Origin of the sequence: Corynebacterium dentalis, from assembly GCF_900232865.1 — a bacterium.
Taxonomy (GTDB): Bacteria; Actinomycetota; Actinomycetes; order Mycobacteriales; family Mycobacteriaceae; genus Corynebacterium; species Corynebacterium dentalis.
Genome location: NZ_OCTS01000003.1, coordinates 28,750 through 42,349, shown reverse-complemented (window position 1 = coordinate 42,349; position 13,600 = coordinate 28,750). Strand labels below are relative to the sequence as shown.

The following is a 13,600-nucleotide window of genomic DNA, read 5'->3' as shown; positions in this document are numbered from 1 at the left end:
CGGGTAACGAGACGCGCCTGCTTTGTGGGATAATGGCCAACGTGCAGCCTAAGAAGAAGATTTCCAACGTCCTTGCCAACCGCTACGCCTCCCCGGAAATGACCAGCATTTGGTCTCCCGAGGACAAGATCATCATGGAGCGCGAGCTCTGGATCTCCGTGATGAAGGCGCAAAAGGGACTCGGCGTGGACGTGCCAGCCGAGGCGATTACCGCCTACGAAAACGTGCTGGATCAGGTGGATCTGGAATCCATCGCCGAGCGGGAAAAGGTCACCCGCCACGATGTGAAGGCACGCATCGAGGAATTCAACGCGCTGGCTGGTCAGGAACACATCCACAAAGGCATGACCTCCCGCGACCTCACGGAAAACGTGGAGCAGTTGCAGGTTTACCGTTCCCTGGAACTGGCCCGCGATAAGGGCATTGCGGTGCTCAATCGCATCGGTAAGCGCGCCGGGCAGTACCAGTCACTGGTGATGGCAGGCCGTTCCCACAACGTTGCAGCGCAGGCCACCACACTGGGCAAGCGTTTCGCCTCTGCGGCGGATGAGCTGATGCTGGGGCTCAACCGCATCCAGGACCTGCTGGATCGCTACCCGTTGCGTGGCATCAAGGGACCCATGGGTACCGCGCAGGACATGCTGGATCTAGTGGATGGCAACGAGGACAAGCTCGCCGGGCTCGAGCGTTCCATCGCGGACAATCTGGGATTCCGCCGCGTGTTTGATTCGGTGGGGCAGGTTTATCCTCGTTCTCTCGATTTCGACGCCATCTCCGCGCTGGTGGAACTTGGTGCCGCGATGAGCTCGCTATCCATGACCATCCGTTTGATGGCAGGCAACGAGACGGTCACCGAGGGATTCAAGGAAGGCCAGGTTGGCTCTTCCGCTATGCCGCACAAGATGAACGCCCGCTCCTGTGAGCGCGTGGGCGGCATGCAGGTGCTGCTGCGCGGCTATCTGACCATGACCGCAGATCTGGCTGGAGCGCAGTGGAACGAAGGCGACGTGTTCTGTTCTGTGGTTCGCCGCGTGGCGCTGCCGGATGCGTTCTACACCTTCGACGGAATGTGCGAGACCTTCCTGACCGTGCTGGATGAGTTCGGCGCCTTCCCTGCGATGATCGAACGCGAGCTGGACCGTTACCTGCCGTTCCTGGCCACCACCCGCATTCTCATGGCCGCGGTGCGCGCAGGTGTGGGACGCGAGACCGCTCATGAGGTCATCAAGGATCACGCCGTGGGCGTGGCTTTGAACATGCGCGAAAATGGCGGAGACCAAGACCTGCTGGATCGGTTGGCAGCGGATGATCGCCTGCCGATGACCAAGGGAGACCTGGAAAACGCACTGTCTGACCGCCATGCCTTCATCGGCGCCGCAGAAACCCAGGTGGATCAGGTACTGCGCCGGGTGGCTGACTTTGTGACGCGCAATAAGGCAGCCGCCGAGTACACCCCGGGTGACATTCTCTAACTGCCCGTATCGTGCGCATTCGGCAGGATTTTCCGCACTGTGGGTGCCCGAATAGTCATTGGACATGGACAGGGCTACACTTGCTACCCATGCGTCCGGAACTTTGTATATACGAGCACCTTTCCGCAGGTAAAGTGCGCGAAATCTACGAACTCGATCACGACACTCTGCTGATGGTGGTCACAGACCGCATCAGCGCCTATGACTTCGTGCTCGAGACCGAGATCCCCGACAAGGGACGAGTGCTCACCGCCATGAGTTCCTACTTCTTCGACGAGATCGAATTCCCCAACCACCTCGTGGGCGAACTAGATGACGAGCGCATTCCTGCCTCCGTGCTGGGTCGCGCAATGGTCTGCAAGAAGCTGGATATGCTGCCTTTTGAATGCGTGGCTCGGGGCTACCTCACGGGATCCGGCCTGAAGGAGTACCAAGAGTCCGGCACTGTCTGCGGCATTGAATTGCCGGAGGGCCTGACCGAGGCGTCGAAACTCCCAGAACCCATCTTCACCCCGGCGACCAAGGCGGAGATCGGTGACCACGATGAGAACGTCTCCTTCGACAAGGTCGTTGACGCCCTCGGCGAGGATCGGGCCAACGAGATGCGCGAGGCTACGCTGCGCATTTACTCCAAGGCCGCTGCGCTGACCGAGGAGCGAGGCGTGATTCTGGCCGATACCAAGCTGGAATTCGGCCTGGATGAGGAAGGCAATCTGGTGCTGGCAGACGAGGTTCTGACTCCCGATTCCTCCCGCTACTGGCCTGCCGATAGCTACACCGAGGGCAAGGTCCAGCCGAGCTTTGACAAGCAGTACGTGCGCAATTGGCTCACCGGACCAAAGTCCGGATGGGATCCCAAGGAGGGCACCCCACCGCCACCACTGCCCGGCTCCGTGGTGGAAGCTACCCGCTCCCGCTATGTCGAGGCCTATGAAAAGATCTCCGGCCTGCGCTTTTCCGATTGGATCGGGAGCTGCGTGTAAGGCTGTCCAGCAACGGGCTACGATCGGCTGTTATGGATTTAGACTCTGCACCCACAGCACCCGTCGCCGCGAAGGTTCCTTTTACCCGCAGCTTCCACGGTCGCGATTTCGCCGATGATTACGAGTGGCTGCGGGACAAGGACAACCCAGACGTTCGCGCGTATTTGAACGCGGAGAATGAGTACACCTCAGCCCGCACTAGCCACCTCAAGCCGCTGGAGGATGCGGTGTTTAACGAGGTCAAGGCCCGCGTCCAGGAGACCGATAAGTCCCTGCCCGTGCGCTCCGGCAACTACTGGTATTTCGCCCGGACGCAAGAGGGCAAGTCCTACGGGCAGATGTGCCGGATCCCTGTTCTCGACGCAAACGCCTGGGTGCCACCAGAGATCCATCAAGAATACGCTGCTGACGATGAGCAGGTGTACTTCGATGCGAACGTCGAGGCAGAGGGCCACGATTTTTTCTCCCTGGGTGCCGCCAGCGTGACCCGCGATGGCAGTTTGTTGGCCTACTCCGTGGATACCGAAGGCGACGAGCGCTTCCTGCTGAAGATTCGGAACCTGAATACGGGAGAGGAACTTCCGGATGAGATCGCCGGAGTGTCCTACGGCGCTACCTGGGTGGGCATCAATGCCCTGTACTACCAGCGTGTGGATGAAGCCTGGCGCCCGCACGAGGTGTGGAAGCACACCGTGGGCACCTCCGTGGATGAGGACGAGCTGATCTTCCGCGAGGAAGACGAACACTTCTGGACGGGCGTGGGCACCACCCGATCCGAGCGCTACCTGATGATTTTCAGCGGTTCCAAGATCACTTCCGAGGTGCACTTCTTGGACTTGGAGGCCGAGGATGCGCAGCTGACGATGCTGCTGCCTCGGGAGAGCGGGGTGGAATACGGCGCGGATCACGTGGTGATCGACGGTGCTGACTACTGGTTCATCGTGCACAACAAGAACGGCGCCAATTCAGAGGTGGGCTACGCTCCGGTGGGCGAGGTCACCTCATTGGACGAGCTGACCGTGCTGGTTCCGCACCGCGAGGACGTGCGTGTGGAGGGCGTGGACGTGTTCTCCGATCACCTGCTGCTGGAGGTGCGCGAGAACGCGGTGGAGACGCTGTACTACATGAAACTGGAGCCAGCCCAAGGGCTGGGCGAGTTTGAGAAGGTGGAGTTCTCCGAGGACCTAGTGGGGGTCAACGCCATGGGCAACCTGGAGTGGGATTCGCCAGTACTGCGAGTGGGCCTATCCAGCTTCACCCACCCGCCGCAGATCTTCGATATTTCACTGGAGACCGGCGAGCGGGTGCTGCGCAAGCAGCAAGAAGTGCTGCCCGCACCGGACGGCACCCCGTTTGATGCGGATTCATATCGTGCACAACGGCTGTGGGTGACGGCACGCGATGGGGTGGACGTGCCGGTTTCCCTGATCCATCACGCAGACGTGGATCTCACCCAAACCAACCCAGTGATGCTCTATGGCTACGGCGCCTATGAGGCCAGCATGGATCCCGGTTTCTCATTGTTCCGACTGTCCATGCTGGACCGTGGGGTGGTTTACGCCATTGCGCACATCCGCGGCGGCGGAGAGATGGGCCGAGTCTGGTATGACACAGGTAAGGGGCTGCATAAGCGCAATACCATCACGGACTTCATTGACGTGGCGGACTACCTGATTGAGCAGGGCATGACCACGCCGCAGCAGATGGTGGCTGAAGGCGGATCCGCCGGAGGCATCCTGATGGGCGCGATCGCCAACGAAGCCGGCGATCGTTTCGCGGGCATCGAGGCCATCGTTCCGTTTGTGGACCCGCTGACCACCATGTTGAAGCCAGAACTGCCGTTGACGGTCACCGAGTGGGACGAGTGGGGAAACCCTTACGCGGACCCGGAGGTATATGACTACATGGCCTCCTACGCTCCGTATGACAATATCTCAGCCGATAACACCTACCCGCCGATTCTCGCCATCTGCGGACTCAACGACACCCGCGTGCTCTACGTGGAACCCGCCAAGTGGACCGCGAAGCTACGCGAAGTGGCTGGTGCCGATGTCTTGTTGAAGACGGACATGACCTCCGGCCACGGCGGAGTCAGCGGGCGCTACGAAGCCTGGCGACAGTCCGCGTTCGAAACCGCGTGGGAACTCGACCGGATGGGTGCCACAGAGCTGCTGCGCTAGACCGCTTGTTCTGAAGAATTCAACGCAGGCTAGGGCAGGAGACAACTAACGGTTACCTGCCGTTTACTTGAGGTGTGCACTGTCAATACCCATGACGAGGCACGCAAGCGACCACCCGCAACTCATGCTGACACTGACGGGCATCCACCGCGATACCGTTCCCGCGGCAGAAGAGATGCGGGATGCACTGCGTGAGCTGGGGATTCAGGCGGGACTCGTGGTGACAGCGCAGGCACCAGAATGGAAGCTGCAGGCAGACGAAGCAGCACTAGAATTCATCCACGAGTCCCGCGAGCAGAAGCACGAAATCCTGCTGGGTGGCATGGGACTGAGCCGCGCCGGAGCGCCGGATACGCACGGAGAGTTCCACCGCCTGGGCAAGCACGAAGCACAATTGCGCATCACCGCAGCCCGCAGGCAGCTGTCTGTGCTGGGGCTGGAGCCACAGGTGTTTGCCCCAAACAAGTGGATGGCGTCGGAAGAAACAATGGACGCGGCCCGCAACCAGGGCCTAGACGCGGCGGCTGATGCCTACGGAATTCGCGACCTGCGCACCGGAGAGCGCCACCACGTGCGCGTGCTGGCTTTCGGTGACGGATTTGGCGCTGCACGCTGGTGGCGCAGGAATGTTTCCACCGCGGTAGACCGCATGGCCCGTCGCGGAGCAGACATTCGGCTGTCCATCAACGCCAACAAGGCGGACAAAGGCAACACCACGAAGGATCTCCTGCGCATCGCCGACCGCCTGCTCCACCAGGGCTACCAACCGCAGCCCTACAACAATTACGTAGCCCAGCACCGGGTTGCGGTGGCCTAATAACCAGCCCGTTACCAGCGGGTGAGCGGCGGGGGAGGAGCCTGTCTCGACGGGTGTTAGGATAGGCGAGTATTTAACCATCAAAGTGGACTTATCCTCACAGCTGGGAGCAAAAAATCCATGGCACGTGTCGTCGTAAATGTCATGCCAAAGCAGGAAATCCTCGACCCTCAGGGACAGGCAGTTGTACGCGCACTGGGACGCATCGGTGTGGAAGGCATCGCCGATGTTCGCCAGGGTAAGCGATTCGAACTGGTAGTTGACGGCGAGGTGAGCCGCGAAGACCTGGAGAAGGTCGCGGCGAACCTGCTGGCCAACACGGTCATCGAAGAATACGACGTGCAGATTGAAGGAGAAGCCTAAGTGGGCGCACGCATTGGCGTAATTACTTTCCCCGGCACCCTCGATGATGTTGATGCCTCCCGCGCAGTGCGCTACGCAGGCGCCGAAGCCGTAGAGCTGTGGCATGCAGACGCTGATCTGAAGAAAGTGGACGCCGTGGTGGTACCCGGTGGATTCTCCTACGGCGACTACCTCCGCGCCGGAGCCATCGCATCCATCGCTCCGGCCATGCAGTCCGTAGCGGAGGTCGCGCGCAAGGGTATTCCCGTTCTGGGCATCTGCAACGGCTTTCAGATCGTCCAGGAAGCTGGTCTGCTTCCCGGCGCTGTGACTCGCAACGAAGGCCTGCACTTCGTGTGTCGCGATATCTACCTGGACGTGGAGAACACCAACACGGCCTGGACTAGTGGAATCGCCGAGGGTGGCAGCATCCACATCCCCACCAAGCACGGCGAAGGCCGCTTCCAAGCGGACGCGGAAACCCTCGAGCGCCTGGAAGGCGAAGGCCGCGTTGTCTTCCGCTACCAGGAAAACCACAACGGATCCCGCAACTCCATCGCGGGCATCTGCAGCGAAAACGGCCGCGTTGTGGGCCTGATGCCACACCCAGAGCATGCAATTGATGACCTGACCGGACCCTCCACCGATGGGCTCGGCCTGTTCACCTCCGTCCTGACCTCCCTGGTCTCTTCCTAAAAGGCATAAAGGAGCACTACTTTCATGGTTCACAACGACACAGTCGCTGATGCCCAGAAGAACCCCACTGCCCAGCAGCCTTATCTGGAACTGGGACTCAAGGATGACGAGTACGGCCGTATCTGCGAGATCCTCGGCCGTCGCCCCACGGATGCCGAGCTGGCCATGTACTCCGTGATGTGGTCGGAGCACTGCTCCTACAAGTCCTCCAAGGTGCACCTGCGCTACTTCGGTGAGACCACCACGCAGGAAATGAAGTCCAAGATGCTCGCGGGCATCGGCGAGAACGCCGGCGTGATTGACATCGGTGACGGCCACGCGGTCACCTTCAAGGTCGAATCCCACAACCACCCGTCCTACGTGGAGCCATACCAAGGCGCTGCCACGGGCGTGGGCGGCATCGTCCGCGACATCATGGCCATGGGCGCGCGCCCAGTCGCCGTGATGGATCAGCTGCGCTTCGGCGCTGTGGATGCTCCCGATACCCAGCGCGTGCTGCCCGGCGTGGTGGCTGGAGTGGGCGGTTACGGCAACTCCCTGGGCTTGCCCAACATCGGTGGCGAGACTGTCTTTGACGCTTCCTACGCCGGTAACCCACTGGTCAACGCCTTGTGCGTGGGTACGTTAAAGGTCGATGACCTCAAGCTGGCCTTTGCCTCCGGTACCGGCAACCGCGTGATCCTGTTCGGATCCAGCACTGGTCTGGACGGCATCGGCGGCGTGTCCGTGCTGGGCTCCGCTTCCTTCGAGGAGGGTGCAGAGCGCAAGCTTCCTGCCGTGCAAGTGGGCGACCCGTTCGCAGAGAAGGTACTCATCGAGTGCTGCTTGGAGCTCTACAACGCTGGCGTTGTGGTGGGTATTCAGGACCTCGGCGGAGCTGGCCTATCTTGTGCAACTTCCGAGCTGGCAGCAGCTGGCGATGGCGGCATGCACATCGACTTGGACAAGGTGCACCTGCGCGCGGACAACATGACCGCGGCGGAAATCCTCAGCTCCGAGTCCCAAGAGCGCATGATGGCCGTGGTCACCCCGGACAACGTGGACGCTTTCATGGCTGTGTGTGAGAAGTGGGACGTGATTGCGTCGGATATCGGCTACGTTTCGGACACCGAGCGCCTGGTCATTGAGCACCAGGGCGAGGTCGTGGTGGACGCACCACCGCGCACTATGGCCGAAGAAGGTCCCGTCTACGAACGTCCTGTGGCCCGCCCTGCGGATCAGGACGCCATCCAGCGCGATCCAGGCCTGCAGCGTCCGGATACCGTCATGGAGCTGCGCAATCAGTGGCTGAAGATGCTGGGCAGCCCGGCGTTGTGCTCTCGTGAGTACATCACCGAGCAGTATGACCGCTATGTGCGCGGCAACACGATCCTGGCCAAGGATGCGGATGCCGGCGTGCTGCGCATCGACGAGGAGACGGGCCGCGGCATCGCTGTGGCCACGGACGCGTCCGGTCGCTACACTCGCCTGGATCCGCGTCGCGGTGCACAGCTGGCACTGGCTGAGGCCTACCGCAACGTGTCTGTTTCCGGTGCTACGCCGGCTGCTGTGTCCAACTGCTTAAACTTCGGTTCCCCCGAGGATCCCGGTGTGATGTGGCAGTTCAGCCAGGCCGTGCGTGGGCTGGCCGACGGCTGCGCCGTGCTGGGTACTCCGGTTACGGGCGGCAATGTGTCCTTCTACAACCAGACGGGCAATGTTCCTATTTTGCCGACGCCAGTCATCGCCGTTCTGGGCACCATCGACAACGTCTCCACGCGTATTCCGCAGAAGCTCGCGCAGGGCGATGAGCAGGCTTACCACCTGATTCTTGCCGGTGCGGAGACCAAGGATGAGCTGGGCGGATCCATCTGGCAGCAGGCTATCCACAACGAGTTGGCAGGTATGCCACCCGAGGTGGACTTGGACTTTGAGAAGCGATTGGGTGAGACCATCGCTTCCTTGCGTGGCAGCATCGCTGCGGCGCACGACTTGTCAGAAGGTGGCTTGTCTCAGGCACTGGCAGAGTTCGCTATTCAGTCCGATCGTGGCTTGACTGTGAACCCGCTGCTGGGACTGCACTACAGCGCACACCTCGAGTCTGCGGAGGCTATTGCCGCCATGGACGAGCTGGTAGCTGAAGAGACTGGCCAGGGTGAGGGCGAGCCAATGAGCGCTGAGCGCCGTGCTGAGCTCGAGGAGATCGTGAAGGCTGCGGGCGGCCGTACCGCGGCAGAGGCGGCTTTCGTCTCGCTGTTCTCTGAGACCGCGTCCCGCGTGCTGTTGGCTGTTGCTCCGGAGAACTACGGCGAGGTCATGCGTGCACTGGCAGGTGCCGAGCTGACTGCTACGTGGCTGGGCATCACCGGTGCAGAGGATCTCCAAGGCGAGCCAATGGTGCGTCTGTCCACTGAGGCGATGCCACAGCAGCCGCTGAGCCAGGGCGCAGCTCTGGACACGGACTTGGGACAACCCGCCGAGGCAAGCGCCGTCACCGGGAGCGGCGAGGATAAGGTCACGGGACTGGATCTGGCCATCAGCGTGACCGAGCTGCGTGACGTGTGGACTTCCACGCTGCCAGCGCTGTTCTCCCACGCGGTGGGCAGCAACTCCGCGGTGTAGTAGCTGCTTGACCGCGTAAGAATCGCCCCGCTCCAGCTGGAAAGCTGAGGCGGGGCGCTTTTTTATTGCAAGAAACTAGTCCGTGATCTTGTAATCATCCCGCATCGGCGTCACCAGCGGCCGTGGCTGGTACTTAGAGCGCAGTTCACGCAGCTTGACAGCGTGCTGCTCCAAACGCTTGTCTTCCTTAGTCTCTGGCACAAACTGGCGTGCCTCCAGCGGATTGCCGTCCACATCCGTGGCCACGTAGGTGAAGGATGCGTGGATGGCGACGGGGAGGTTTTCCCGGCCGTCACGGGGGTCTCCCGCGCGCAGGTGGATGATCACGGACATGGAGCGAGAGTCCGTGCGAATCATCCTGGCGTCGACCTCTACGAGATCCCCGATCTGCACCGGGCGGTAGAAACGAATACCGCCGGCGTACACGGCCACGGTGCGTTCGCCGCTCCACTGCATGGTGCAGGCGGTGGCTGCTTCGTCAATCCACTGCATGGCCGTGCCGCCGTGCACGTTGCCACCCCAGTTGACGTCCGTTGGCTTGGCCAGGAATCGGTTGGTGAGCTCTGGGGCAGTGGAATCCTTGGTGTAGGTCTGCTTGAGCATTTCCTCTTCGATGGCCTTGCGCAGCTGCACACGGGACAGGGCGGCATCGGCGACGCGCTTTTCCTCTTCGGTCTGCGGCACGTACTTGGGCACGGTCTGCGGCTTGCGGTCCTCGGTCATTGCCACGAAAATCACCAGACAGTCGCAGGCGCGGGTGAAGATGCCCTCGCGAGGATCGGCTGAGAAGACCTCGTTGACGATGTGCATCGAGGAGTTGCCGGTGTAGGCGATGCGGCTTCGCACCTCGACCATGTGGCCGGAGGGGATGGGGCGGTTGAAGTGGATGTGGCCCACGTAGGCAGTCACGCAATAGGAGCGGGACCAGCCCACGGCACAGGCGTAGGCTGCCTTGTCGATCCATTCCAGGACGCGGCCGCCGTGGACGCCGTTGGCGCCGGCCATGAGCACGTCGGTGGGAGCTGCGAGGAAGCGCAAGGTGACGTCTGCAGCGCGTTCGGTTTGGTAAGCCGCGGTCATTTCTTGCTGGTTTTCGTTAGGGGCTGTTTCGGCCACTTTCCGACCTTTCGCTGTGACTTGCGTGGGTGGTCCACAAGAGAACCAATCCATCCTAGCCTGTTGAACAATTGCGCGTTGAGTAGCCTAGGGGAATGAAGAAAGGCAAGACTGGGCCGGAGTTGTCCGCTGCTGCGCGCGAGGCTGTGAACGAGGTCCTGGAGTGGGTTGTGCAGCCGGACGCACCTCGGCCGCCGCGTGCTTCTGTGGCCGCGGCTGTGCGCTTATCTGTGCAGGTCTTGGGTGATATTGCACCTGGTCATAGTGTGGAGGTGCGAGTCCCGCCCTTCGCTGCTGTGCAGTGTGTTGCGGGTCCGGAGCACCGGCGCGGAACCCCGCCCAACGTGGTGGAGTGCGAGCCGCGCGAGTGGTTGCGTTTGGCGGTGGGTGAGGTTTCTTTATCCGTCGCCAACACTGAACTGTCTGGCACTCGAGCCCACGAGGTGCAGGAGTATCTTCCTCTGTTTCGTTTCGCTCGATGACTCGTTGGGGCAGATGGCGGTTGGGATTGTCTGGGTGGACTAGTAGTGTGTGACGTGTGGCAAACACGAACAGCCAGGAATCGTTGCGAGCACGCCAGATGAATTACCCAAATGAGCAGGACAATGGCCATTTGGATGGACACGGCGTGAGCACGCTCCCTACCCAGAGTTCTCCATTTGATGACCTGGGTGAAATCAGCCCACGCGAAGAGTGTGGAGTTTTTGGCGTATGGGCTCCGGGGGAAGATGTCTCAAAGCTCACCTATTACGGTCTCTATGCTCTGCAGCACCGCGGTCAAGAGGCCGCAGGTATTGCCGTGGGCAATGGGGACCAAGTATTGGTGTTTAAAGATCTCGGCTTGGTCAGTCAAGTCTTTGATGAGCAATCTTTAGATGCGTTGCGGGGCCATGTGGCTATCGGTCATACTCGCTATTCCACTGCCGGCGGCGCTGGTTGGGAGAATGCTCAGCCCATGTTCCGCATGAGCCCGGATGGGGTGGACGTGGCTTTGGGGCACAACGGCAACTTGGTCAATCACCGCGAGCTCACCGAAGAAGCCGCGCGTTTGGGACTTGTTGATCCTAAGACGAACCCCTCGGATTCAGATGTGATGTGCTCCCTGCTGGCCAGTTCCACGCGGGAGGATCGCCCGCTGGAGGAAGCGGCGATGGAGCTGTTCCCACACGTGAAGGGTGCATTCTGTCTGACTTTCACCGACGGTGAGTCCCTCTATGCGCTGCGCGATCCGCGTGGCATTCGTCCGTTGTCCTTGGGTCAGTTGGACAAAGGTGGTTGGGTCATCGCTTCGGAGACATCCGCGCTGGACATTGTGGGCGCGAAGTTCGTTCGCGATGTGGAGCCTGGTGAGCTGATCGTGGTCAACGCAGACGGCGTGCGGTCCCGTCGTTTCGCCTCCGCCAGCCCTAAGGGTTGTGTATTCGAGTACGTCTACCTCGCCCGTCCGGATTCCGTGATCAAGGGGCAGCCCGTCAACGCGACCCGCGTGGAGATCGGACGCAAGCTGGCCGAGGAAGCACCTGCGGATGGCGACATGGTTATCCCCGTGCCGGAATCTGGCACTCCCGCTGCGGTGGGCTACGCCCAGGGCTCTGGCATCCCCTTTGCTCAAGGCTTGGTGAAGAACGCTTACGTGGGACGCACCTTCATTCAGCCCTCGCAGACTATCCGCCAGATGGGCATTCGCCTGAAGCTCAACCCGCTGCGCCACGTTATTGAAGGCAAGAAGCTGATCGTGGTGGATGATTCGATCGTCCGTGGCAACACGCAACGCGCGCTTGTCAAGATGCTACGAGACGCGGGAGCAGCGGAAGTGCACGTGCGCATTGCGTCGCCGCCGGTGAAGTGGCCATGCTTTTACGGCATCGATTTCGCCTCCCCACAGGAACTCATCGCCAACACGGTGGAACAAGATGACCCGGTGGCACGGATCTGCGAGGAAATCGGCGCGGATTCCCTCGCCTACGTCTCCACCGAAGCCATGGTGGAAGCCTCCCGCCAGCCCTATGATGAGTTGTGCGCGGCGTGTTTCGACGGCAACTTCCCACTGGGGATGCCCACCAATAATCCCAACACGGGTTTGGTGCGGGCCATGCAGCGGCAGAACGGATCCTGCGAAAACGCAGAGCCCTTGGAAGAATTCGTAGAGCAGTAGCCCTCCAGCCAACGGGCCTGCTCACATGCCCATCACCCTTATTACAAACACCATCTACTTGTAACGGACCACGGACTGACATGACTGAAAACCAGAACTCGCAAGGCGCCTCTTACGCATCCGCTGGCGTGAGCATCAAGGCAGGCGACCGCGCCGTGGAGCTGTTTGCCCCACTCGCCAAGAAGGCCACTCGCCCCGAGGTGCGCGGAGGGCTCGGCGGGTTCGCCGGTCTGTTTGCACTGGGAGATTACGACAAGCCACTGCTGGCTGCCGCTTCTGACGGCGTGGGCACCAAGCTGGCTGTCGCACAGGCGATGGACAAGCACGATACGATCGGCCGCGACCTGGTAGCCATGTGCGTGGATGACCTCGTGGTGTGTGGTGCTGAGCCGCTGTTCCTGCAGGATTACATCGCGATTGGCAAGGTTGTGCCAGAGCACGTCGCCAGCATCGTCAAGGGCATTGCCGATGGTTGTGAGGATGCCGGATGTGCACTGCTGGGCGGCGAAACTGCTGAGCACCCTGGACTGATGAAGGAAGGCGAATACGATGTCTCCGCCACCGCCATCGGCGTGGTGGAAGAGACCAAGGTTTTGGGGCCAGACAAGGTTCGCCCAGGTGACGTGGTCATCGCTATGGCCTCTTCGGGCCTGCACTCCAACGGCTACTCCTTGGCACGCCACGTGTTGCTGGACATGCACAACCTTCCACTCGATGGATTCGTGCAGGACTTTGGACGCACCCTCGGGGAAGAGCTGCTGGAGCCAACCCGTATCTACGCCAAGGACTGCCTGGACCTGGCCAACGAGTGCGAAGTGCACACCTACGCGCATGTCACCGGTGGTGGACTTGCAGCCAACTTGGCTCGTGTGATCCCCGACGGCCTGACCGCAGAAATGTCCCGCAGCACCTGGACTCCTGCGCCCGTGTTCCGCACCATCGCTCGCCTGGGTCAGGTTAACCAGGAAGAGATGGAAAAGACGTTCAACATGGGCGTCGGAATGGTGGCGGTAGTTGCCGAAGACGATGCCGAGCGCGCATTGGCTATGCTGACTGCCCGCCACATCGATGCGTGGCGCTTGGGCGAAGTTCGCCCAGCTGAAGACGGCGCCGAAGGTGCGGTACTGAACGGCGAGTACAAGCGCGCCTAGCGGAAAAGGATTCGTGCCTGCAGGAATCGGGCACGAAAAAGCTCCCGCCGTGAAAACCGTGGAATTTAATCCGCGTGGTTCAGGGTG

General features: G+C 61.2%; 11 protein-coding genes. 10 read left to right on the top strand and 1 reads right to left on the bottom strand.

Going from position 1 to position 13,600, the window contains the following annotated elements; translation table 11 throughout:
• The first annotated feature begins 32 nt into the window (after window positions 1-32).
• From purB to purL, 7 genes are all read left to right on the top strand, one after another.
• The gene (gene purB, locus CS919_RS03275) at window positions 33-1,472 is read left to right on the top strand and encodes an adenylosuccinate lyase (RefSeq protein ID WP_200818332.1); all 1,440 of its coding nucleotides are present in this window, start codon (window positions 33-35) and stop codon (window positions 1,470-1,472) included.
• An 89-nt stretch (window positions 1,473-1,561) separates the two neighbouring features.
• The gene (locus tag CS919_RS03270; protein ID WP_099298079.1) at window positions 1,562-2,455 is read left to right on the top strand and encodes a phosphoribosylaminoimidazolesuccinocarboxamide synthase; all 894 of its coding nucleotides are present in this window, start codon (window positions 1,562-1,564) and stop codon (window positions 2,453-2,455) included.
• Window positions 2,456-2,487: 32 nt separating this feature from the next.
• Window positions 2,488-4,635, top strand: a complete 2,148-nt coding sequence (locus tag CS919_RS03265) for a S9 family peptidase (protein WP_099298078.1) — start codon at window positions 2,488-2,490, stop codon at window positions 4,633-4,635.
• A gap of 91 nt (window positions 4,636-4,726) precedes the next feature.
• On the top strand, window positions 4,727-5,452 hold the full coding sequence (locus CS919_RS03260) for a DUF2334 domain-containing protein (protein ID WP_099298077.1): 726 nt from the start codon (window positions 4,727-4,729) through the stop codon (window positions 5,450-5,452).
• 120 nt (window positions 5,453-5,572) lie between these two features.
• On the top strand, window positions 5,573-5,815 hold the full coding sequence (gene purS / locus CS919_RS03255; RefSeq protein WP_099298076.1) for a phosphoribosylformylglycinamidine synthase subunit PurS: 243 nt from the start codon (window positions 5,573-5,575) through the stop codon (window positions 5,813-5,815).
• Entirely contained in the window at window positions 5,816-6,490 is a 675-nt protein-coding gene (purQ, locus tag CS919_RS03250; RefSeq protein ID WP_099298075.1) for a phosphoribosylformylglycinamidine synthase subunit PurQ, read from the top strand.
• Between the two features lie 24 nt (window positions 6,491-6,514).
• Window positions 6,515-9,091 carry a phosphoribosylformylglycinamidine synthase subunit PurL gene (gene purL, locus CS919_RS03245; protein WP_099298074.1) on the top strand — a complete coding sequence of 859 codons (2,577 nt, stop codon included), beginning with the start codon at window positions 6,515-6,517 and terminating at the stop codon, window positions 9,089-9,091.
• 75 nt (window positions 9,092-9,166) lie between these two features.
• On the opposite strand, the gene CS919_RS03240 is transcribed toward purL, so the two are convergent.
• Complete coding sequence (locus CS919_RS03240) at window positions 9,167-10,171, bottom strand: acyl-CoA thioesterase (RefSeq protein ID WP_099298073.1); 1,005 nt, start codon at window positions 10,169-10,171, stop codon at window positions 9,167-9,169.
• A 131-nt stretch (window positions 10,172-10,302) separates the two neighbouring features.
• Here CS919_RS03240 and CS919_RS03235 point away from each other — a divergent pair, with 131 nt between their 5' ends.
• The 3 genes from CS919_RS03235 (at window position 10,303) to purM (ending at window position 13,513) form a co-directional block, all read left to right on the top strand.
• Window positions 10,303-10,689: a sterol carrier family protein gene (locus tag CS919_RS03235; protein WP_099298072.1), complete on the top strand. Its 387-nt coding sequence runs from the start codon at window positions 10,303-10,305 to the stop codon at window positions 10,687-10,689.
• A gap of 98 nt (window positions 10,690-10,787) precedes the next feature.
• On the top strand, window positions 10,788-12,362 hold the full coding sequence (purF, locus tag CS919_RS03230; RefSeq protein WP_099298071.1) for an amidophosphoribosyltransferase: 1,575 nt from the start codon (window positions 10,788-10,790) through the stop codon (window positions 12,360-12,362).
• 80 nt (window positions 12,363-12,442) lie between these two features.
• The gene (purM, locus tag CS919_RS03225) at window positions 12,443-13,513 is read left to right on the top strand and encodes a phosphoribosylformylglycinamidine cyclo-ligase (RefSeq protein WP_099298070.1); all 1,071 of its coding nucleotides are present in this window, start codon (window positions 12,443-12,445) and stop codon (window positions 13,511-13,513) included.
• The last annotated feature ends 87 nt before the right edge of the window (window positions 13,514-13,600 follow it).

What these genes read in the sequence shown, in the direction of transcription:
- purB (WP_200818332.1), top strand. Translation starts at nt 33, where the DNA reads ATGGCCAACGTGCAGCCTAAGAAGAAGATTTCCAACGTCCTTGCCAAC.
- CS919_RS03270 (WP_099298079.1), top strand. Translation starts at nt 1,562, where the DNA reads ATGCGTCCGGAACTTTGTATATACGAGCACCTTTCCGCAGGTAAAGTG.
- CS919_RS03265 (WP_099298078.1), top strand. Translation starts at nt 2,488, where the DNA reads ATGGATTTAGACTCTGCACCCACAGCACCCGTCGCCGCGAAGGTTCCT.
- CS919_RS03260 (WP_099298077.1), top strand. Translation starts at nt 4,727, where the DNA reads ATGACGAGGCACGCAAGCGACCACCCGCAACTCATGCTGACACTGACG.
- purS (WP_099298076.1), top strand. Translation starts at nt 5,573, where the DNA reads ATGGCACGTGTCGTCGTAAATGTCATGCCAAAGCAGGAAATCCTCGAC.
- purL (WP_099298074.1), top strand. Translation starts at nt 6,515, where the DNA reads ATGGTTCACAACGACACAGTCGCTGATGCCCAGAAGAACCCCACTGCC.
- CS919_RS03240 (WP_099298073.1), bottom strand. Translation starts at nt 10,171, where the DNA reads ATGACCGCGGCTTACCAAACCGAACGCGCTGCAGACGTCACCTTGCGC.
- CS919_RS03235 (WP_099298072.1), top strand. Translation starts at nt 10,303, where the DNA reads ATGAAGAAAGGCAAGACTGGGCCGGAGTTGTCCGCTGCTGCGCGCGAG.
- purF (WP_099298071.1), top strand. Translation starts at nt 10,788, where the DNA reads ATGAATTACCCAAATGAGCAGGACAATGGCCATTTGGATGGACACGGC.
- purM (WP_099298070.1), top strand. Translation starts at nt 12,443, where the DNA reads ATGACTGAAAACCAGAACTCGCAAGGCGCCTCTTACGCATCCGCTGGC.